This is a genomic window from Peribacillus simplex NBRC 15720 = DSM 1321, assembly GCF_002243645.1.
Taxonomy (GTDB): Bacteria; Bacillota; Bacilli; order Bacillales; family DSM-1321; genus Peribacillus; species Peribacillus simplex.
On sequence record NZ_CP017704.1, the window covers coordinates 4,513,571 to 4,534,757 of the forward strand.

At 40.9% G+C, this 21,187-nt stretch carries 22 protein-coding genes; all 22 read left to right on the top strand.

Features of this window, described 5'->3' with window-relative positions; translation table 11 throughout:
• Window positions 1-18: 18 nt before the first annotated feature.
• Window positions 19-222: a stage III sporulation protein AC gene (gene spoIIIAC / locus BS1321_RS21820; RefSeq protein WP_034308319.1), complete on the top strand. Its 204-nt coding sequence runs from the start codon at window positions 19-21 to the stop codon at window positions 220-222.
• 14 nt (window positions 223-236) lie between these two features.
• The gene (gene spoIIIAD / locus BS1321_RS21825; RefSeq protein ID WP_094246647.1) at window positions 237-626 is read left to right on the top strand and encodes a stage III sporulation protein AD; all 390 of its coding nucleotides are present in this window, start codon (window positions 237-239) and stop codon (window positions 624-626) included.
• A gap of 33 nt (window positions 627-659) precedes the next feature.
• Window positions 660-1,868 (top strand): stage III sporulation protein AE, encoded by a 1,209-nt coding sequence (spoIIIAE, locus tag BS1321_RS21830; RefSeq protein WP_063233086.1) that lies wholly within the window; start codon window positions 660-662, stop codon window positions 1,866-1,868.
• Between the two features lie 16 nt (window positions 1,869-1,884).
• Window positions 1,885-2,493 carry a stage III sporulation protein AF gene (spoIIIAF, locus tag BS1321_RS21835; RefSeq protein ID WP_063233087.1) on the top strand — a complete coding sequence of 203 codons (609 nt, stop codon included), beginning with the start codon at window positions 1,885-1,887 and terminating at the stop codon, window positions 2,491-2,493.
• Window positions 2,494-2,500: 7 nt separating this feature from the next.
• Complete coding sequence (gene spoIIIAG, locus BS1321_RS21840; RefSeq protein WP_063233088.1) at window positions 2,501-3,172, top strand: stage III sporulation protein AG; 672 nt, start codon at window positions 2,501-2,503, stop codon at window positions 3,170-3,172.
• A gap of 14 nt (window positions 3,173-3,186) precedes the next feature.
• On the top strand, window positions 3,187-3,780 hold the full coding sequence (locus tag BS1321_RS21845; RefSeq protein WP_063233089.1) for a SpoIIIAH-like family protein: 594 nt from the start codon (window positions 3,187-3,189) through the stop codon (window positions 3,778-3,780).
• Between the two features lie 623 nt (window positions 3,781-4,403).
• Window positions 4,404-4,901: an acetyl-CoA carboxylase biotin carboxyl carrier protein gene (accB, locus tag BS1321_RS21850; protein ID WP_063233090.1), complete on the top strand. Its 498-nt coding sequence runs from the start codon at window positions 4,404-4,406 to the stop codon at window positions 4,899-4,901.
• Window positions 4,902-4,915: 14 nt separating this feature from the next.
• A complete protein-coding gene (accC, locus tag BS1321_RS21855; protein WP_063233091.1) occupies window positions 4,916-6,268 on the top strand; it encodes an acetyl-CoA carboxylase biotin carboxylase subunit in 1,353 nt (450 codons plus the stop codon).
• A gap of 37 nt (window positions 6,269-6,305) precedes the next feature.
• Complete coding sequence (locus BS1321_RS21860; protein ID WP_222620245.1) at window positions 6,306-6,710, top strand: Asp23/Gls24 family envelope stress response protein; 405 nt, start codon at window positions 6,306-6,308, stop codon at window positions 6,708-6,710.
• Window positions 6,711-7,162: 452 nt separating this feature from the next.
• Window positions 7,163-7,555: a transcription antitermination factor NusB gene (nusB, locus tag BS1321_RS21865; RefSeq protein ID WP_063233092.1), complete on the top strand. Its 393-nt coding sequence runs from the start codon at window positions 7,163-7,165 to the stop codon at window positions 7,553-7,555.
• 69 nt (window positions 7,556-7,624) lie between these two features.
• Window positions 7,625-8,500: a bifunctional methylenetetrahydrofolate dehydrogenase/methenyltetrahydrofolate cyclohydrolase FolD gene (gene folD / locus BS1321_RS21870; protein WP_063233093.1), complete on the top strand. Its 876-nt coding sequence runs from the start codon at window positions 7,625-7,627 to the stop codon at window positions 8,498-8,500.
• Between the two features lie 150 nt (window positions 8,501-8,650).
• On the top strand, window positions 8,651-10,003 hold the full coding sequence (gene xseA, locus BS1321_RS21875) for an exodeoxyribonuclease VII large subunit (RefSeq protein WP_063233094.1): 1,353 nt from the start codon (window positions 8,651-8,653) through the stop codon (window positions 10,001-10,003).
• Window positions 10,000-10,233 (top strand): exodeoxyribonuclease VII small subunit, encoded by a 234-nt coding sequence (locus BS1321_RS21880; protein WP_034308286.1) that lies wholly within the window; start codon window positions 10,000-10,002, stop codon window positions 10,231-10,233. The genes xseA and BS1321_RS21880 overlap by 4 nt, the downstream gene beginning before the upstream one ends.
• Before the next feature lies 1 nt (window position 10,234).
• Window positions 10,235-11,128 (top strand): polyprenyl synthetase family protein, encoded by an 894-nt coding sequence (locus BS1321_RS21885; RefSeq protein WP_063233095.1) that lies wholly within the window; start codon window positions 10,235-10,237, stop codon window positions 11,126-11,128.
• Between the two features lie 249 nt (window positions 11,129-11,377).
• Window positions 11,378-13,270, top strand: a complete 1,893-nt coding sequence (gene dxs / locus BS1321_RS21890; protein WP_063233180.1) for a 1-deoxy-D-xylulose-5-phosphate synthase — start codon at window positions 11,378-11,380, stop codon at window positions 13,268-13,270.
• Window positions 13,271-13,274: 4 nt separating this feature from the next.
• Window positions 13,275-14,102, top strand: a complete 828-nt coding sequence (locus BS1321_RS21895) for a TlyA family RNA methyltransferase (protein ID WP_063233096.1) — start codon at window positions 13,275-13,277, stop codon at window positions 14,100-14,102.
• Window positions 14,103-14,432: 330 nt separating this feature from the next.
• Window positions 14,433-14,882: a transcriptional regulator AhrC/ArgR gene (ahrC, locus tag BS1321_RS21900; protein WP_034308279.1), complete on the top strand. Its 450-nt coding sequence runs from the start codon at window positions 14,433-14,435 to the stop codon at window positions 14,880-14,882.
• Between the two features lie 22 nt (window positions 14,883-14,904).
• On the top strand, window positions 14,905-16,620 hold the full coding sequence (recN, locus tag BS1321_RS21905) for a DNA repair protein RecN (protein WP_063233097.1): 1,716 nt from the start codon (window positions 14,905-14,907) through the stop codon (window positions 16,618-16,620).
• 161 nt (window positions 16,621-16,781) lie between these two features.
• Window positions 16,782-18,074, top strand: coding sequence for a SpoIVB peptidase (gene spoIVB / locus BS1321_RS21910; RefSeq protein WP_063233098.1), 1,293 nt, complete (start codon window positions 16,782-16,784; stop codon window positions 18,072-18,074).
• 329 nt (window positions 18,075-18,403) lie between these two features.
• A complete protein-coding gene (gene spo0A, locus BS1321_RS21915; RefSeq protein ID WP_063233099.1) occupies window positions 18,404-19,195 on the top strand; it encodes a sporulation transcription factor Spo0A in 792 nt (263 codons plus the stop codon).
• Window positions 19,196-19,549: 354 nt separating this feature from the next.
• Entirely contained in the window at window positions 19,550-20,287 is a 738-nt protein-coding gene (locus tag BS1321_RS21920; protein WP_157732821.1) for a flagellar assembly protein A, read from the top strand.
• A gap of 140 nt (window positions 20,288-20,427) precedes the next feature.
• A complete protein-coding gene (locus BS1321_RS21925; protein WP_063233101.1) occupies window positions 20,428-21,162 on the top strand; it encodes a glycerophosphodiester phosphodiesterase in 735 nt (244 codons plus the stop codon).
• Window positions 21,163-21,187 lie beyond the last annotated feature (25 nt).

The window sequence follows — 21,187 nt, forward strand, 5'->3', positions numbered from 1 at the left end:
TATGTGGGGGGAATGAAAATGGGCATTGATGTGGACATCATATTTAAAATAGCGGGTGTGGGGCTAGTTGTGGCATTTCTTCACACGATACTCGATCAGGTTGGGAAGAAGGAATATGCCCAGTGGGTGACACTTTTCGGATTTATCTATATTTTATTCATGGTAGCTTCTGTAGTAGAGGATTTATTTCAAAAAATTAAATCTGTATTTCTATTTCAGTAAGGGAGGGATTCGCGATTGAAATCATAAAAATCGTGGCCATTGCCCTAGTTGCCACCTTTTTGGCACTGATCGTCAAAGAGCAAAAACCAAATTTCGCATTCCTGCTTGTCGTTTTTGTAGGATGCTCCATTTTTCTTTTTTTAGCTGACAAAATATACGAAATTATTTTAATGTTAGAAAAAATTGCGGTAAATGCGAATGTAAATACCGTGTATCTAGAGACCATCTTAAAAATAATCGGAATTGCCTATATTGCAGAATTCGCTTCTCAAATTACAAAAGATGCAGGGCAAGGTTCGCTCGCTTCCAAAATAGAATTGAGCGGGAAAATCTTGATTCTTGCCATGGCGATTCCGATTTTGACGGTCATTATCGAAACGATTTTACAGATGCTCCCAAGTTAACGGATTACTCCTACTAGTCAATGAGGTGAATGTATGAAGCAGCGGATGCCTTACTTATCCATTCTATTCGTTTTACTCTTTTTTTTGCATACATCTATTGGACAAGCTGCCGAAAATCCCGAAAATGGTGAAATCGATCAAGAGCCGATCATGCAGTCCGAACTGGTACAAGCCCAAATAGAAAGGCTGGGTGTCGATGAGCTCAAACAATATTGGGATGACATCGTTACGGAATATGGAGGATTCTTACCGGAAAGCCAAAAAGGGAGCTTCATGGATTTTGTAAGCGGCGATAAGAAATTTTCCTTTGACCAATGGATAAAGGGAATGACAAAATTCATTTTTCATGAACTGCTCGTGAATGGAAAGCTGCTGGGATCACTCATTTTGTTAACCGTTTTCAGCATGTTCCTCCAGTCTTTGCAGAATGCGTTCGAGCAAAGCTCCGTAAGTAAGGTCGCTTATGCAATCGTTTATATGGTGCTGATCATTTTGGCACTTAACAGTTTTCATGTGGCGATTGAATATACAAAAGATACGATAGATTTGATGATTTCCTTTTTAATGGCGCTCATCCCTTTACTCTTGGCATTGATAGCTGCTTCAGGCGGACTTGTATCAGCAGCATTCTTTCATCCGGTATTGATGTTTTTGATGAATACAAGCGGCATCTTGATCCAGTTTGTCGTCCTTCCGTTATTATTCTTTGCAGCGATTTTAAGCATAGTCAGCACGCTGACCGAACATTACAAAGTGACACAGATGGCACAACTTCTCCGTAATTTTGCCATCGGTATCCTGGGAGCATTCATGACCATATTCCTTGGTGTGATCTCCGTTCAGGGAGCATCCTCAGCTGTAGCTGATGGAGTGACGATCAGGACAGCCAAATTCGTGACAGGTAACTTTATACCGGTAATAGGGCGCATGTTTACTGATGCAACGGATACGGTCATTAGTGCCTCTGTCCTTTTGAAAAATACAGTGGGCTTGTCAGGCGTCATCATTCTTTTGCTCATCACCACATTTCCCGCCATAAAGATCTTGATGATTTCTTTTGTCTATAAATTGGCAGCGAGTCTTTTGCAGCCGCTGGGCGGAGGACCTGTAATAAAATGCCTTGACATAATAAGTAAAAGCATGATTTATATTTTCGCTGCATTGGCCATTGTCTCACTCATGTTTTTTTTAAGTATCACGGTAATTATCGCCTCTGGAAACATTACCCTGATGGTTCGTTAGAAAGGAGGAGGGCTTGGTGAGTTTTTTAGCTGGCTGGGTATCCAACATCATCATATTTGTATTGCTGGCTACTGTGATCGATATGCTTCTTCCGAATTCAGCTTTACAGAAGTATGCCAAAATGGTCATCGGACTTTTGCTGATTGCGATCATCATCACTCCTATATTGGGATTATTCAATAAGGATTTCGACGATATCCTCTCTGCGGCTACTAGTGAATTTGAGGATCAGAAAAAAAAAGATTTAGGAAATTTGACAGAAATGAAGAAAAAAGAAATACAAGCTACCCAGGGTGCATATATTTTAAAACAAATGGCTGTTGACTTACAGGCAGAAGTGGAAGAGGAGCTGATGGTGGATTATAACATGAAGATTAGTTCAATTGATGTAGGGGTCAAGGATGAGGAAGAACCAGGTGTTGATGATCTGCAGAACATAACCATCTCATTGGAAAAAGCAGAAGGGGAAGAAAACTCGGAGATAGAGGCAATAGCGAAGGTTGATATCAATGCAGATAGCCCATCCACTTCGAATGATGCCAATCTGGATGCTGTCAAAAGGTTTCTGGCAACAAGTTGGTCTGTAGATGAAGAGATCATTGAAATCGCCGGGGAAAGGAAGTGACTGAGTATTGAACAAAGACAAAGGTCCATTATCCTGGCTGCAAAAACTATTAAATAAAGACCCTGACCAAAAAGAGCCTAAGGAAAAAAAACCTTCCCTGTATGTCTATGCTCTAATAGTTGTCCTTTTGGGAGCGGGAATCATGATGGCCGGGAATTTGTTAACCACCAACCAGACGGGACAAACACCTGAAGTGAAGACTGTATTCAATAATGATAAACAGCAGGATGATGAAGGGGATGTTGAAACATTCGGCCAGAAGAAATCAGAATTCAAGACAACAAAAGACTATGAAATATATCTTCAAAATGAAATGAAGGAGGCGCTTGAGTCCATCGCAGGCGTCCAGGATGTAAAAGTCGTAATTTACGTCGATGCATCCGAGAAAAAAGTATATGAAAGAAACAAAGTCACCCAAAAACAAGTCACTGAAGAAACCGACCAGGAAGGCGGCAAAAGGACGGTCGAAGATACATCTGTTGATGAACAGCTAGTTTTGGTCAAGAGCGGTGAAAAAGAAGGACCGATCATTTCGGAAACGAAAAAACCTAGTGTACGAGGAGTCCTGGTAGTCGCTAAAGGAGCCGAAAATATTCAAATAAAGAAGTGGATCATCGAGGCTGTCACACGCTCACTTGATGTACCGAGTCACAGGGTTTCTGTCATGCCTAAAAAATAAGGGGGAAAATCTACATGTTATTAAAAAAACAAACCGTTTGGTTATTGACTATGCTAAGTCTAGTCGTTGTGCTTTCAGTCTATTATTTAACCGCTCCTGAAGAAAATGCCGCCGATATGACGGCAACAGAGCAAATGGAACAGGAAGGAAATAAAACAGAAAGTAAAACAGAGAACAAAGCGGATACAAAAGGTGAAAATAAAAGTGAAAAAGAAACGTCCAAAAATACAGAAGGTTCCTCTGTAACCATTGCATCTGGAGATGAGTTTGAATCGTTAAGGATGCAGATTGAAGATGAACGGGCGAAGCTGAATGAAGAATTGACTGCAAAGATGGGCAACACAGAACTATCAGCTGAAGAAAGAGACGAGGCTTATGCAAAAATCGAACAATTAAGTGAAACGAAAGTAAAAGAAAATATCATCGAAAACTTAATTGTTGCCATGGATTACAATGCCGCACTGGTCCGGGTGGACGGAACGGATGTAAAGGTGAGTGTCAAGGCCGATAAACAAACGAAAACAGAGGCCAATAACATTATCCGACTCGTAAGGAAAGAAGTGAGCGATGCACAAAATGTAGTGGTCGATTTCCAACCGGAAAAGTAAACACACATACAGAAAAAAGTACTGATACAGAACAGTTCAACATCATAAAAATTTGAAAGCCCCCCTTAATAAAAAAAAGGGAGGCTTTTTATTAGGATTTTTTTTAACCATCTTACAACCGGGAAACTTTAGAGGAAAAGTTTTTTTATGTAAATTGGTAACAGGAACTCAAATAGAAATGGCGATCATGATCATCCGTAATATTCTAGAAAAGTAATTATAATGGATATTACAACAGATTTTCTACGAGTAAAATGCAAAATACTAGAGAAAGCGTTAGGGTGCCCCGGTTGAAAAATATTCACAATATTATAATAAAGGTGTAAGATAGAAGTATGGATAATAAGTCACAACTAATCTATCATTGAATTTGTATAAGCTAATATTGTATGATGTTAGAAGCTGGTCATAAACTATTCAATTCTCTAAGGGAAACAATATTTTGAGAAAGTGAAATATTTGTTATAATACAGAAGAGGTTTGTATTCGGTTTATTCGCATTCGCATAAAGAAAGCGGCTACTTTGTGCAGTTTTGGACAAAGTAGGATAAGCTAAGGGTAAGGTTACATAAAATATTATTGCCTCACAAACTCATATTAAATTAGACAAGGGGTGCCACAAAATGAAAGTGCAAGAAATTCGTGAAATTATTAAGCTAGTCGATCAATCAAATATCAGTGAATTCGTTTTTGAAAATGAAGGAACGAAAATTAAATTGAAAAAAACTGAAACGGGTACAGTATTACACCCAGCAGCTGCTCCAGAAGTTGTTCAAGCCAATGCAGCTGTAGAGGTCAAGCCCGCAGCAGCCCCTGCGCCTGCAGTGCCGAAAGCTGTTGAACCTGCAAAACCGGCTGCTGCCGTCACTGAACAGGAAAATTTACATAAAATCACTTCTCCGATGGTAGGGACATTCTACCAATCTCCTGCACCGGATTCACCTGCATACGTAAAAACAGGGGATAAAGTAACGGGGGACTCCATCGTCTGTATCGTGGAAGCCATGAAACTTTTCAATGAAATCGAAGCCGAAGTAAGCGGTGAAATCGTTGAAGTCCTTGTAAAAGAGGGTCAGCTTGTAGAATATGGTCAACCATTATTTTTAGTAAAGCCGGAATGAGGAGCTGTTTCTAAATGATTAAAAAGGTATTAATTGCCAATCGTGGGGAAATTGCTGTCCGAATCATCCGGGCATGCAAGGAATTAGGAATCGAGACTGTTGCGGTCTATTCAGAAGCAGATAAAGAAGCATTACATGTTCAAATTGCGGATGAAGCATATTGCATCGGTCCTAAATTATCAAAAGACAGTTATTTAAATACAACGAACATTATCAGCACAGCCAAGAAAACGGGATCCGATGCTATTCATCCAGGATATGGATTCCTAGCTGAAAATGCCGACTTTGCTGAGCTATGCCGTGAATGCAATATCATTTTCATCGGTCCTAGCCCCGAAGCGATCAATAAAATGGGAACAAAGGACGTAGCAAGGGAAACCATGCGCAAAGCTGGTGTACCGATCGTTCCAGGTTCTAAAGGCATAATTAAAGATACGGATGAGGGTGTAGCCCTAGCTAATGAAATGAGCTATCCAGTCATCATCAAAGCTACTGCCGGCGGAGGCGGTAAAGGTATCCGCGTCGCAAGGACGGAAGAAGAACTCATTAAAGGAATTAACATCACGCAACAGGAAGCCGCGACGGCATTTGGGAATCCTGGCGTGTATATTGAAAAGTTCATCGAGGACTTCCGTCACGTTGAAATACAGGTCATGGCAGATAATCATGGCAACGCCATCCATTTAGGTGAGCGTGATTGTACGGTTCAGCGACGTTTGCAAAAACTTGTTGAAGAAACCCCGTCACCAGCATTGGATGGTGAAACACGTGCGGAAATGGGGCAGGCTGCAGTAACGGCTGCACTTGCCGTTAACTATTCAGGTGCCGGAACAGTAGAATTTATTTATGACTATGTGAATAGAAAATACTACTTTATGGAAATGAATACACGTATTCAGGTTGAACACCCAGTTACAGAAATGGTAACGGGCGTGGATTTGATTAAAGAACAGATCAAAGTTGCTTCAGGTAACAAACTATCGCTTTCGCAAGAGGATGTCACTTTTAACGGTTGGTCTATCGAATGCCGGATCAATGCGGAAAATCCAGAAAAGAATTTCATGCCTTCCGCGGGTAAGATTCAAATGTATTTACCGCCAGGCGGCTACGGAGTTCGTGTGGATTCCGCGGCATACCCTGGGTACTCGATACCGCCATATTACGATTCCATGATCGCTAAATTGATCGTCCATGCACCGACTAGAGAAGAGGCGATCGAGAAGATGAAACGCGCCTTAGGTGAGTTTGTCATTGAAGGGATCAGTACCACAATTCCTTTCCATATTAAGTTACTTCAGCATGAACAATTTGTTTCCGGGGAATTTAATACCAAATTCCTTGAAATATATGATGTAATGAACTCATAATGTAAAGGAAGACAGGAGGTGCTTTTGAATGAGTGAAATGGAAGGCCAATTACTTGAAATGAATGATTATAATAGTGGGCTTGGCAAAGTGGAGATCGCGCCTGAGGTGATAGAGGTGATTGCGGGTATCGCTGCATCGGAAGTTGAAGGTGTTGCACATATGCGCGGGAATTTCGCTACTGGTGTTGTTGAAAAGCTTGGTAAAAAGAACCACGGCAAAGGTGTTAAAGTGGACTTAACGGGAGAATCCATCAAAGTCGAACTTTATTGTGTCATGAAGTTTGGTGTTTCAATTCCGAAAGTTGCTCAGGAAGTGCAAGATAACATTCGTGAAGCTTTGTTGAATATGACCGCTATCGACGCTGGCGAAGTGAACATTCATGTAGTGGGCATTGCGTTTGAAAACGCTAAACAAGAAGCGGATTACGAACAAGAAGTGTAAGTGGCTACATTCGATTCACACCTGCAAAAACCCGGCAAAAAGCCGGGTTTTTGTTTTTTTTGAATTTATACTTCCCTGATACCCCGCTTATGGAGCCTGCTTATAATATTAAATATAAATGAACATAATAAGGCGGTGTCTGGAAGTTTCCCTTTAATTCAAGGGTGATTTCTGTTAGAGTGTAAAAGGTGAAATATGAGCATGAAAGCTAGGCATGAGCTTTTTGACACTTTCAAAAAGTATGGGACTGTGTTGGCCGTTTAATTTGGAAAGTAATCTTGAGATGTTATCTTGAATCAAGATTTTGAGTCTTTTGGCCTTGATTTTAGTGAGATTTAGCTTGTTTTTTTAATAATATAGCGAAAATCTTAATATTTTTGAAAAAATGTTATTTAATGTTCGTTTGTTCTAGCGTTTTCATATATAATAGTAGATGTTAAAGGAGTAAGATTATGAAAAGAAGAGAAGCCCGTGAAAAATCCCTTCAAGCACTATATCAGATAGATATTGCCAACTCGAATGCAGAGGAAGCAATGGAAAGCGTACTGGATGGTGCTCCTACTGATGAATATTTCAAGAAATTAGTAATGGGGATAACGGAAAATCGAGAACAAATTGATGGAATGATCAGGGACAATTTAGAGAATTGGACGTTGGAAAGACTGGCGAACATTGATCGGAATTTACTGCGGATCGCGGTCTATGAAATGGTTCACAGTGAAGGTGTTCCTGTAAGTGTTGCAATGAATGAAGCTATTGAAATTGCTAAGAAATTCGGTGATGATCAATCGAGCAGCTTTGTAAATGCCGTTTTATCCAAAGTAAAGGTGAAAAGCGGCAGCTAAAGCTGCAGCCTTGAACAAGGATTCTCTCAGCAATTTCTTTAGCAAAATTAACTTGGGAGGAATAAACACATGTCAGCTCAAATCATTAATGGTAAAGAAATTGCAGAGTCAGTTAGGCAGGAAATCAGTAAGGAAGTTCAACAGTTACGTGAAAAAAATGTCGTTCCGGGTTTGGCTGTAATCCTGGTGGGTGACAATCAAGCATCACAAACTTATGTGCGCAATAAGCAAAAGGCCTGTGAGGACTTGGGCATGCATTCCGTATTAATTAAAAAGCCGTCGGAACTCTCTCAGGAGGAATTAATTCAGAGCATTGCTGAATTAAACCTGGATGACAGCATTCATGGTATATTGGTGCAGCTGCCATTGCCTGGACATATTCAGGAAAAAGCGATCATTGAAGCGATTTCCCCTGAAAAGGATGTAGATGGATTCCACCCGATTAATATTGGGAGGATGATGACGGGACAGGATGCATTTTTACCTTGTACTCCATACGGCGTCATGGTGATGCTTGAGTATATCGACTATGACCTTGAAGGTAAGCATGTTGTCATCGTAGGGAGAAGTAATATTGTCGGAAAACCAGCCGGACAAATGTTTTTAAATGCAAATGCAACCGTTACTTACTGTCATTCACGGACAAAGGATCTTGCATATTATACCAAGCAAGCCGATGTCGTTGTGGCAGCTGTCGGAAAGAGGGACACGATCACGAGTGACCATATTAAAGAAGGCGCAGTCGTCATTGACGTCGGAATGAACAGGAATGATGAAGGGAAGCTTTGCGGTGATGTGGCGTTTGATGAAGTGAAAAATAAGGCTTCATACATTACCCCTGTTCCTAAAGGCGTTGGTCCCATGACGATTACGATGCTTATGAAGAATACGGTCAAATCTGCTCAAAAAGCACTTGAACAGAACAAGCAAGCATTAAAAAGCTGAAAAAAACGTTAAATTATTTTAAAGAAGCGGACCTCTTGTTTTATAATAACGGGAGACCGCTTTTTTTCCATTCATGGATTAATCAAGTTTTAAGTGTAATCTATAGGAGAGTTTTCTTTATATCCGATTTCCATCGGAAGGAGACAATATATGAGCAACCAACAATATTTGAGTGTGTCGGCTTTAACGAAGTACATCAAAAGGAAGTTCGATGCCGACCCCCATTTGCAAAATGTATACATAAAAGGTGAAATTTCAAATTTTAAACAACATACAAGCGGACATATGTATTTTACTTTAAAGGATGAGAAGGCCCGACTCCTCTCCGTTATGTTTGCCGCCAATAATAAAGGGATGAAATTCCTGCCCGAGAATGGTATGAAGGTACTTGTTAAGGGTGATATATCATTATATGAAGCGGGGGGACAGTATCAGCTTTATGTAAAAAGCATGGCCCCTGATGGTGTGGGGGATTTGTATCTTGCTTATGAACAGCTGAAGAAAAAGCTGGAGGAGGCAGGTTTGTTTTTGGCCGAACATAAGAAGCCGATTCCCCAGTACCCTAAATCTGTAGGTGTCATAACATCGCCGACCGGAGCTGCACTAAGAGATATCCTGATAACCATCAAGCGGAGATATCCAATCGCCAGGATCATCGTTTATCCAGCACTTGTACAAGGGAATAATGCCGCCAAATCGATTGCGAAGGCAATTTCCATGGCTAACGCAAGGGCGGAAAGTGATGTTCTCATTGTTGGAAGGGGCGGCGGGTCGATCGAGGAGCTATGGGCCTTTAATGAGGAAATAGTGGCTGAATCGATTTATGATTCCGATATACCAGTAATTTCTGCTGTCGGTCACGAAACCGATTTTACAATTGCTGATTTTGTCGCCGATATGCGTGCTCCTACACCGACTGGTGCAGCAGAGTTAGCGGTTCCTCACTTGAATGAAATACTCGAACGCCTTATGAACCGCAAGAATCGATTGACCCGCTCGATTCAAGAAGCGGTCAATTTTGAACGAACCCGTTTGACCAGGATGGAGAGGTCTTATGCTTTCCGTTATCCACATAAAATGTATGAACAGAAGCTTGAACAGCTAGACAAGACGATGGACAGGCTGGGGAGGACCAGCACGCGATATTTCATGAAAAAGAGAGATGGGCTGAATCAGCTGAACGATATTCTGAAAAAGCAGCATCCTGAACAAGCGGTGAAAAATGCGAAAGATGAATTGCAGCAGCATGTAAAGGTTTTACGGAGGGCCATGGAAGCCATCTATCGGCAAAAATCACAGCAGTTCGTCCATATTACAGCCACTTTGTCTGCCCTCAGTCCACTAAAAATCATGGAACGGGGCTATGGATTGGTTTTTGCTGAGGATGAGACATTAGTGAAAAGTACACAGCAAGTATCCAAAGGGGATAAGATAGCGGTTTCGATTAAAGATGGTACCCTTGAATGTGAAATTAAAGAAATAAAGGAGCGGATTGAACCATGACAAAAAAACAGGAAGCTACATTTGAAGAAGCGATGGAGAATCTCGAAAAAATTGTAGAACAGTTGGAAGAAGGCGATGTGCCCTTGGAAGAAGCCATCTCCATATATAAACAAGGAATGGATTTATCAAGGCTTTGCCATTCAAAGCTTAAGGCTGTTGAAGATCAGTTGACTCAAATTTTACGCGAAGATGGGGAACTTGAAAACTTCGCTGTACAGGAGGAAGAATGACATGGGTACGGCGTCCTTTGAAATGTTTTCTAAAGAATATAAGACGGTTATAGAACGGGAAATCGTGGAATATGTCAATAAACTTAAAGCCCCGGCAGTGGTCAAAGAAGCTATGATCTATTCACTGGAGGCAGGAGGTAAACGGATTCGCCCGTTATTGGTCTTTGCGGTTCTGGAGGCCTTTGGAAAAAGCTTGAGGATGGGGATTCCTGCAGCGGCTGCTATTGAAATGATTCATACATATTCTTTGATTCATGATGATCTTCCGGCGATGGATGATGATGATCTCCGCCGCGGAAAACCGACGAACCATAAAGTGTTCGGTGAAGCGGTAGCAATACTGGCAGGTGATGCGCTTCTTACATATAGCTTTCAATTGGTGACGGAAATGATCGATCCCGAGGTGACGGCTGAAATGAAGCTGAACCTTGTAAGTGAAATTGCGAAGTCTGCCGGAGCCGAAGGAATGGTTGGAGGTCAAGTTGCCGATATGGAAGGGGAAAATAAACAGTTGACTCTTCAGGAATTGGAGTATGTCCATGAACATAAAACAGGGAAGTTATTGACTGCAAGCATCCTTTCCGGAGCTATATTAGCTGGAGCGAATGAAGAAGAGCAACTGCATTTACGTGACTTTGCATACCACCTGGGGCTTGCTTTTCAAATTCGCGATGATATTCTGGATATTGAAGGGTCCGTCGAGTTGATCGGCAAGCCGGTTGGCAGTGATGTGGGGAATCATAAAAGCACATATCCCTCTTTACTTACACTGCAAGGGGCAAAGGAAAAGTTGGAACATCATATAGAACTTGCCCATGCCGCTTTAGGAAAAACAAACTTACAAACGTGTTTGTTGAATGAACTAACTGATTTAATAGCGAACCGTAACCATTGATTGTGGCTAAATTTGTTATCAATTGAGGTTTTATGGTATACTCATTGTGCAAAAATATGTGAAAATCAAAATGAATTTTTTAATTGAGAAACGTGATAAAATAGGTATAATAAGCCGCCGAAATCACCTGGGTGTTGGCGGCTATTTTTTAACTTAAAACCAATTTTTCGGTCAAGTCTTCCATAGCCCTCTTTTATGAGGCTTTGTTTATGCTTACAACCGAAGATGACAGAAAGTGAGTGGTCCTGTTTGGATCTTCTATCTATAAAAGACCCTTCTTTTTTGAAGAAGATGAATAATGAAGAACTTGTCGAGTTAAGTGTGGAAGTACGTAAATTCCTTGTGGAAAAATTATCGGTGACCGGTGGGCATATTGGTCCCAATTTAGGTGTCGTCGAATTGACTATAGCCTTGCATAAAGAATTCGACAGTCCGAATGATAAAATTTTATGGGATGTCGGACATCAATCCTATGTCCATAAAATCCTGACTGGCAGAGCAGGAGAGTTCGACACCTTAAAGAAATATAAAGGTCTTTGCGGTTTTCCTAAAATGATTGAAAGCCCCCATGATGTTTGGGAAACCGGTCATAGTTCGACTTCCCTTTCAGCTGCAATGGGAATGGCGGCTGCCCGTGATATCAAAGGTGAAAGCAGTTTTATTTTGCCTGTAATCGGGGACGGTGCTCTAACAGGCGGAATGGCGCTTGAAGCATTGAATCATATCGGTGATGAAAAAAAGGACATGATCGTTATCCTGAATGATAATGAAATGTCCATAGCGCCTAACGTAGGTGCTTTACACACGATATTGGGAAGATTGCGGACAGCAGGTAAATATAACTGGGCAAAAGATGAATTGGAGCTGCTTTTGAAAAAAATTCCTGCAGTCGGTGGTAAACTTGCGGCTACAGCTGAACGCTTGAAGGATAGCATGAAATACTTATTGGTCTCAGGAATCTTTTTCGAAGAGCTCGGTTTCACATACCTTGGACCAGTAGATGGTCATAATTATGAGGAATTGCTGGAGAATTTAAGATATGCCAAGAAAACGAAGGGACCTGTACTGCTGCATGTCATCACGAAAAAAGGCAAGGGATATTCACCTGCCGAGTTGGATACAACAGGAAACTGGCATGGGACAGGCCCATACAAGATCGAGACAGGTGATTTCGTGAAATCGCCTAGTAAAGGTCCTGCTTGGAGCGCTCTTGTAAGTGATACTGTCAGCAGGTTAGCACGTGACGATGAGCGGATTGTCGCGATTACACCTGCAATGCCCGTAGGTTCGAAATTGGTGGGCTTTTCCCGAGAGTTCCCAGAGCGTTTCTATGATGTAGGGATCGCCGAACAGCATGCTGCAACCTTTGCAGCCGGATTGGCAACGCAAAAAATGAAACCTTTTCTGGCTATTTATTCAACCTTCCTGCAAAGGGCTTATGACCAAGTTGTGCATGATATCTGCCGTCAGAATTTGAACGTATTCATAGGGATCGATCGTGCCGGATTGGTTGGTTCCGATGGTGAAACGCATCAAGGCGTTTTCGATATTGCTTTCTTACGCCACGTTCCGAATATGGTTTTGATGATGCCGAAAGATGAAAACGAAGGTCAGCATATGGTCAATACGGCCTTAAAATATAATGATGGTCCGATTGCTATGCGTTTCCCTCGTGGGAATGGTTGGGGAGTTGTGATGGATACCGAATTACAGCAGATTCCAATCGGTTCGTGGGAAGTTCTTAAAGAAGGAACGGATGCGGCCATCTTAACGTTCGGTACAACGATTCCCATGGCTCTTGAAGCGGCAGAACTGCTGGAGAAAGAGGATTATTCAGTCAAGGTGATCAATGCCCGGTTCATTAAGCCTTTGGATGAGAACATGCTAAGCAGTCTCCTTGGTGAAAAAATGCCTATCTTGACAATAGAAGAAGCGGTTCTTCAAGGTGGTTTTGGTAGTTCTGTTCTTGAATATGCTCATGATCAAGGTTTTTATGGGGCAACTATAGATCGAATGGGAATACCTGATTATTTCATTGAACATGGAAGTGTCGATGAACTTCTTGAAGAAATCGGTTTAACGACTGAGACAGCCATCAAAAAGATTAAAATGATAACACCCAAAAAAGAAAAAAGGGCCTGACAATATGAAAGTGATGAAAGAAAGAGTAGATGTATTACTTGTAGAACAAGGCTTGGCCGATACACGTGAAAAAGCGAAGCGTATGGTTATGGCAGGCCTTGTCTACGCGAATGAAGAGCGGTACGAAAAACCGGGGGAAAAAGTGCCGGTCGATCTCGAATTTACGATCAAAGGAAAAGTCATGCCTTACGTTTCAAGAGGCGGTCTTAAACTTGAGAAGGCATTAAGGGAATTCGATTTACAAGTGAATGGAAAAATACTGCTTGATATCGGTTCATCAACTGGTGGGTTCACGGATTGTGCTTTGCAAAATGGTGCCACAATGTCTTATGCGCTTGATGTGGGTTATAATCAACTTGCCTGGAAGCTTAGGCAGGATGAGCGGGTTAAAGTTATGGAACGGACCAATTTCCGTTATGTTACACCCGCCGATCTCGATGGGGAGATGCCAAACTTCGCAAGCATTGATGTTTCTTTCATCTCGCTTACGTTAATTTTACCGGTGCTAAAGACCTTGCTCGTCCCGAATAGTGATGTCGTTGCTTTGGTTAAACCGCAATTCGAAGCTGGGAAGGATCAAGTGGGTAAAAAGGGGATTGTTCGTGATCCTAAAATCCATAAACAAGTGTTGGATAAGATCATTTCTTTTTCTATAAAGGAAGGCTATGATATTAAGGATGCCTCCTTCTCACCGATTACCGGGGGTGATGGAAATATTGAATTCTTACTTCATTTACACTGGCAAGGGTCGAAGGAAGATGGATCGATATTGCTTTCGAAAACGGTTGATGACATCGTTGGAGAGGCCCATGCCCAATTTAAAAAAGAATAGCTAGAACTTTGTATGGGCTCCTTTGGCTGAATGGTTGGCTAAAGGAGCTTTTTAACTATACATTGTGCGTCATGCACTTGAATCATTTATAGGGGATACATAAAATAGGTAAGTACAAAAAATAGACTTGTATTCATTCATTTTAGAGAAAAAGTTGTACAATTGCATAAAAATCCGATAACATTAATATTAGCCACTTTCTAAAGCGGCCTATTTGCACGTACTGATGATACCGAAGCAATCCCATATTTGGGCAGCTTGCTTAAGTAAGGAATGAAAGTGATACGTTACCATTAAATGTGCAACAGTTGAGAAGAGGTGCTTCTACTTATGAATAAAGGACAACGACATATAAAAATAAGGGACATTATAACGAATAATGATATCGAAACCCAGGATGAGTTAGTTGAAGAATTGAAATTAGCTGGATACAATGTAACTCAAGCTACTGTTTCAAGGGATATTAAAGAGCTTCACCTTGTAAAAGTTCCTTTAACGGATGGAAGGTATAAATACAGTCTGCCGGCCGACCAACGTTTCAATCCACTTCAAAAATTAAAGAGAATCCTTGTTGATGCATTTGTACGCATTGACTCAGCCAACAATTTACTGGTTATGAAGATGCTCCCAGGTAATGCCCAGGCAATCTGTGCATTGATCGATAATTTAAATTGGCAAGAAATACTCGGGACGATCGGCGGCGATGATACTTGTTTAATTATCTGCCGTTCTGAGGAAGATGCAAAGATCATTTCCGGCAAATTCTTGGACATGCTCTAATAATTTTGTGAGGTGACCTAGTTTGTTAACAGAACTATCGATTAGGAATTTTGCGATCATAGACAGCCTGTCCGTTTCATTTGAGAAAGGCTTAACGGTCTTGACAGGGGAAACAGGGGCAGGGAAGTCAATCATAATAGATGCCGTTCATCTTTTGGTTGGGGGGCGTGGTTCTGCAGAGTTCATTCGGCATGGTGAGTCTAAGGCCGAAATAGAAGGATTATTCCAAATTGAAGATGAAAAACACCCGGTCTTTGCCAAAGCGGAAGAGTTTGGCCTGGATATGAATGATGGGATGGCGATACTTCGAAGGGACATCTCACAGAGCGGCAAAAGCGTTTGCAGGGTAAATGGAAAACTTGTAACGATTTCCACTTTACGAGAGATAGGACGGACATTGATAGATATCCATGGACAGCATGAACATCAGGAATTAATGGATGAACGACTCCATCTTCCGCTACTCGATCAATTCGGCGGTGAAAAAATCGCATCTGCACTCACTGAATACCAAAAGCTATATAAACGTTATGAAACCGCTTCTAAACAATTGAATGGTTTGAGTCAAAATGAACAGCAAATGGTCCACCGCCTTGATTTGATCCAATTTCAATTCGATGAAATCCAAAAAGCTGATTTGAAATTACGCGAAGATGAAGAATTGATGGAAGAGCGGAAGAAAATTAATAATTTCGAAAAAATCCATGAAGCGCTGCAAACCAGTTATAATGCTTTAAATGGTGAGCAGCATGCAATTGATTGGCTTTCAGTAGCCATGAATAATTTGGAGGAAGCGGCAGGGCTTGATGAAGGTTTAAAGAACAGCTCTGAAACCGTTTCAAATAGCTACTTCCTGCTTGAAGAGGCCGTGTCAAACATCCGAGACCAATTAGACTCTTTGGATTATGATACTGAACGTGTGGAATTCATTGAAAGTCGCCTTAATGAAATAAATCAATTAAAGCGTAAATACGGGAGGACCATCGAGGAAATCCTGGAATATGGAGCCGCTATAGAAGAAGAAGTCGAAAAACTGCAAAATAGGGAAACCCATATAGCGAAGCTTGAAAAGGAAATGAAATCCATCAAGGCAGATTTAATTGTCGAAGCAAAGAATCTTTCTGAACTTCGCCAGAAATTCGCTCAGCAGTTAACCAAAAAGATCCATCAGGAATTAAAAGATTTATACATGGAAAAGACAATTTTCGAACCACATTTCCTTCAAACGGCCTATACTTTCGATGAAATGTCAGATAGGGGCATTAATCAGTCAGGGCTGGATTCAATGGAATTTTATATTTCCACCAATCCAGGCGAACCGTTAAAACCTCTTTCTAAAATCGCATCTGGCGGAGAGCTGTCGAGGATCATGCTGGCTTTGAAAAGTATTTTCTCCAAGCACCAAGGCATAACGTCCATTATATTTGATGAAGTGGACACAGGTGTGAGCGGGCGGGTTGCACAATCCATTGCCGAAAAGATCTATAAAGTGGCAACTGGATCACAAGTACTATGCATATCCCATTTGCCACAGGTGGCAGCTATGGCGGATACTCATCTTTTCATAGCGAAAAATGTAAGGGCCGGACGCACGAATACCTCGGTCAAGCCGCTAATTGAAACTGAAAAAGTAAAAGAAATTGGCAGGATGATTTCAGGAGTAGAGATAACGGATTTGACGAAGCAGCATGCCAATGAATTAATCCAGCTGGCCAAAAGGCTGAAGATTACATCTTGATGGGCCGGTAAGAAGATTATTTAAAATTATCATAAGCATTCATTGTAAAGCTATCCAAAAACGGATAGCTTTTATTTTTTGCACCTGTTATAAATGACTGTCATGAGGGCTAAATTAAAGGTGTAGCCATAAAGTTTCAGAGAGCGAGGAGAGTGAATGGATTGAAATTTGTATGGATAAACAGGATCATCGGTGGAATTCTCCTTGTTTCGCTATTAACATTAGGGTTATACCAGCCATCTCGTGAATATTTTTTAATTCCAAATCATCTTGTACTATTTGAAGGAAGTCAATATAGTATTTCCAAATCATTGCCTGTTTCTGCAAAAACTTCGGGATCCAGTGATGGAATTTCGCTTCATGATGAACAAGCTTCGATTACGCTTGGTGCTGAGAAACCAGGTACGAATGAAGTGTTACTCGATGTTGCAGGCTTACCTGCCAAAAAGGTCGACATCAGGGTGTTAAAAGACTTTAAAGTCATGCCTGGAGGCCAATCCATTGGAGTAAAGCTGAATACTCTTGGAGTTCTCGTAGTAGGTCATCATCTTATTGATACTGCGCAGGGGAAAAAATCACCGGGAGAAAAAGCGAAAATTGAAATCGGTGATATTATTACAGAAATCAATGGTCAGACGATAAAGAAGATGGGGGATGTAACCCCTTTTGTTCAGCAGGCAGGCGAAAAGGGTGAGGCGTTGAATCTTGTCATTAACCGTGATAATGAAGTGCTTCATAGTACCCTATTACCTCTAAAGGATAAGAATGAAGGAACTTACAAATTAGGTTTATATATCCGTGATTCGGCAGCTGGCATTGGAACGATGACGTTTTATCACCCGGATTCGAAAAAATATGGGGCGTTGGGACATGTCATATCCGATATGGATACAAAAAAGCCTATTGTTGTAAAGGACGGACAGATTGTTCAATCGACGGTCACATCTATTGAAAAGGGAAGCAATGGTGATCCGGGAGAAAAATTGGCACGCTTTTCTTCCAATAAAGAAAAAATTGGAAATATCAATCGCAATAGCCCCTTTGGAATTTTTGGGAAATTAAATCAAGATTTTAAAAATGGAATTAACGAAAAGCCACTCCCTATCACCCTTTCCCATGAGGTAAAGGAAGGACCAGCAAAAATCCTTACAGTGGTGGATGGTTCTGAAGTGGAGGAATTCGATGTCGAAATCGTCAGTTCCATACCACAGAAGTTTCCTGCAATTAAAGGAATGGTCTTAAAAGTGACGGATAAAGAATTGCTTCAAAAAACGGGTGGGATCGTTCAAGGTATGAGCGGCAGTCCTATCATACAAAATGGGAAATTAATCGGTGCAGTCACCCATGTATTCGTTAATGATCCTACAAGTGGGTATGGAGTCCATATCGAATGGATGTTAAACGAAGCCGGTATAAATATATACGACAAAGATAATTATGAAAAGGCAAGCTAAGAATCCGGGTATCCTTTTGGATGCCCCTTTTTAATGGAAATTTATGATTAGCATAGGTTTGTGTAGGAATTAAATTTGATTTCTTCAAAAAATAGAGGTTTTTTTGAAACGATGTGATAAAATGAAAACGATATGAAGATTTTTCGACAAACGGTTTATTCGAATAGCAAACGAAGTCGAAAACAAGAGATATCCGGAGAATAATATTGAATTCCTTATATTTTTTCAAAAATAAAAGGAATTTAGTTTCCATTGTCGAAAAGTTCAATTACAATAGAATTTAGTCATATAGAAAAAAAGACCAATTGTAGTTGAGGAGGAAATCAAGCGTGAAAAAAATTAAGGTGTGCGTTGTAGATGATAATAGAGAACTTGTTGGCCTTCTGGAAGAATACATTTCTGCACAGGAAGACATGGAAGTAATTGGGGTGGCACATAACGGTCAAGATTGCCTGGGTATGCTTGAAAGCGTTGATCCGGATATATTGATCCTCGATATTATCATGCCTCATTTAGATGGGTTAGGTGTACTTGAAAAACTTCGTGAAGTAAAACGGGGTGCTATGCCTAATGTGATTATGCTTACTGCCTTTGGTCAAGAAGATGTAACGAAAAAAGCTGTTGATTTGGGCGCGTCTTACTTTATCCTGAAACCATTTGATATGGAAAATCTGGCCAATCACATTCGTCAGGTAAGCAGTAAAGGGCAGGCGGTTTTAAAAAATCATAGTCAATTTAGCTATCGTCCCCAAAATGAATCCAAGCCGAAGAACCTCGATGCCAGCATCACAAGCATCATTCACGAGATTGGAGTGCCAGCACATATTAAGGGCTATTTGTATTTAAGGGAAGCCATATCCATGGTATATAATGATATCGAACTATTGGGTTCTATCACCAAAGTTTTATATCCGGATATCGCAAAAAAATACAATACTACGGCCAGCCGTGTTGAACGTGCTATCCGGCATGCGATTGAAGTGGCCTGGAGCCGTGGAAATATAGAATCCATTTCATCTCTTTTCGGATATACCGTAAGCATGACTAAGGCAAAACCTACAAATTCCGAATTTATTGCCATGGTTGCCGATAAGCTGCGTCTCGAACATAAGGCTTCTTGACAGGGGTAGGGGAACACCGGTTGTTAAGATTCAGGGTAACAATTGACCATATAGAGGCTAGAGCCGCTAAATATAAATAGGAATTCTCCATCTGGAGGTAAAGGACAGGAAGAAGTTGCTTCGTGATTTTTTCTAATCGGCAACTTCAAAATTTTTTACGCTGCCGGTAAAAAAATTAAACGCCTTTTATTTATTGGATTTTGCAGGAAATCCCATAAATAAAAGGCGTTTTTGTTTGGTTGAAAAAGCGGCACAAATTATTTTAGACGAAGTTTGGGGCTATATAGCTCCTTTTCTTAATTTTTAATGATTTATGAAAAAAATGAGTATTTTTTATTGGAAGCGGATAGGGATATGATTTTTATCACCGTTTTTCAAAAAGGCTTTTCCATTCTTCAATTGAATCCTATCCTGTTGGATTTTCCGCAAATCATGTTGGAGAACGTCAAAGAATTAAAGGATGCACTTACAGAGGCAAGCGGGGAAAGAATTCAAGTGGGAAGGCGGAAATCGATCGCGGAGTTGGACATAGCGGCTGATAAAATGTCCGCAAGTGTAAAACTCAATTGTTCAGAAAACTACCTGAAAGAGAACTATTCAGTAATTATGGGGAATATTTTAGAGAGTCTTCAAAGTGAAGGTATTTCCGAAGGGGTTTTAATGCATGTATTGCAAAATGAGCTGAGCATCAAAGATCAAATAATCATTGCGAAAGGAATAGAACCAGTCCATGCCAAAGATGCAGTGGTTACCTATTTTAAAAGATCGGACAGAAAACCAGCGGTCCGTGAAGATGGGAAAGCTGATTATTATGATATGAGTTTTCTTGATGAAGTGAAAAGGGGAGATTGGCTGGGAGAAAGGATACCGCCTTCATCTGGTGAGATGGGGAGGCGGATTACAGGGGAAATAGCCTTGCCCAGGAAAGGAAAGGATAAGAAACTTCTTTATGATCAAAAAACGGTTGCTGCTATCGAGGAAGACGGAAAGCTCATTCTAAGGGCATTGATCGATGGAGTGGTGGAATTTAGGGAAGGGAAGATTGCTTTCCGGATACCCGTTTGCAAATCAAAAGCTTGGAAAAGAAATTGAGTGATTTGACGAAAGGAACCTTCTATGCAGAAAATAATCACCTGCATTTTGATTAAATGATTGATCTAGATGAAAATAATTTGCTGTTTCTGTTCATAAAATTGGGATATAACAATTATTGAGAGAGGCGGCATTTCATCATGACCTTAATCTTTGCACATCGAGGTTCTGCAGGAACACATTCGGAAAATACGATGTCGGCGTTCAATGAAGCTGCCCGTGTCGGGGCGGACGGAATTGAAACGGATGTCCAGCTCTCGAAAGATGGAGAAGTGGTCATCATTCACGATGAAAAGCTCGATCGGACCACGAATGCAACGGGGTATGTAAAAGACCGGACCTTGATGGAGTTGAAAACTCTTAATGCGTCCTCAACCCATAAGGGTAAATTGGGTAAAGAAAAGATTCCGACGCTTGAAGAAATATTTATTTGGCTTAACGATAATCAGCTTTTTTGCAATATTGAATTGAAAAATACGCTCTTTCTGTATCCAGGCTTAGAAGAGAAAGTCATCCGGCTCATCCGTACTTACGAAATGGAGGAAAGGGTAATCCTTTCTTCTTTCAATCATTACAGTTTAGTCAATTGCCATCAATTAGCACCTGAATTGGAAACCGCAACGCTTTATAGGGATGGTCTATACATGCCGTGGATATATGCCAAGGCAATAGGCGGAAGTGCAATCCACCCAAATATCCTGTCTGCCCCTGATGCACTTATTCAAGCATCGGTGAGTATGGGTGTTCCTGTACGGCCATATACCATTAATAAAGAAGCCGAGATGAAGCGGTTATTCAAATTGGGGTGCAGCGGCATCATAACCGATTTTCCCGAGGCAGCCGTACGGATCAGAGAAGGCTTGAAATCAAGATGAAGAAAGAAGGTGCCATATGATACAT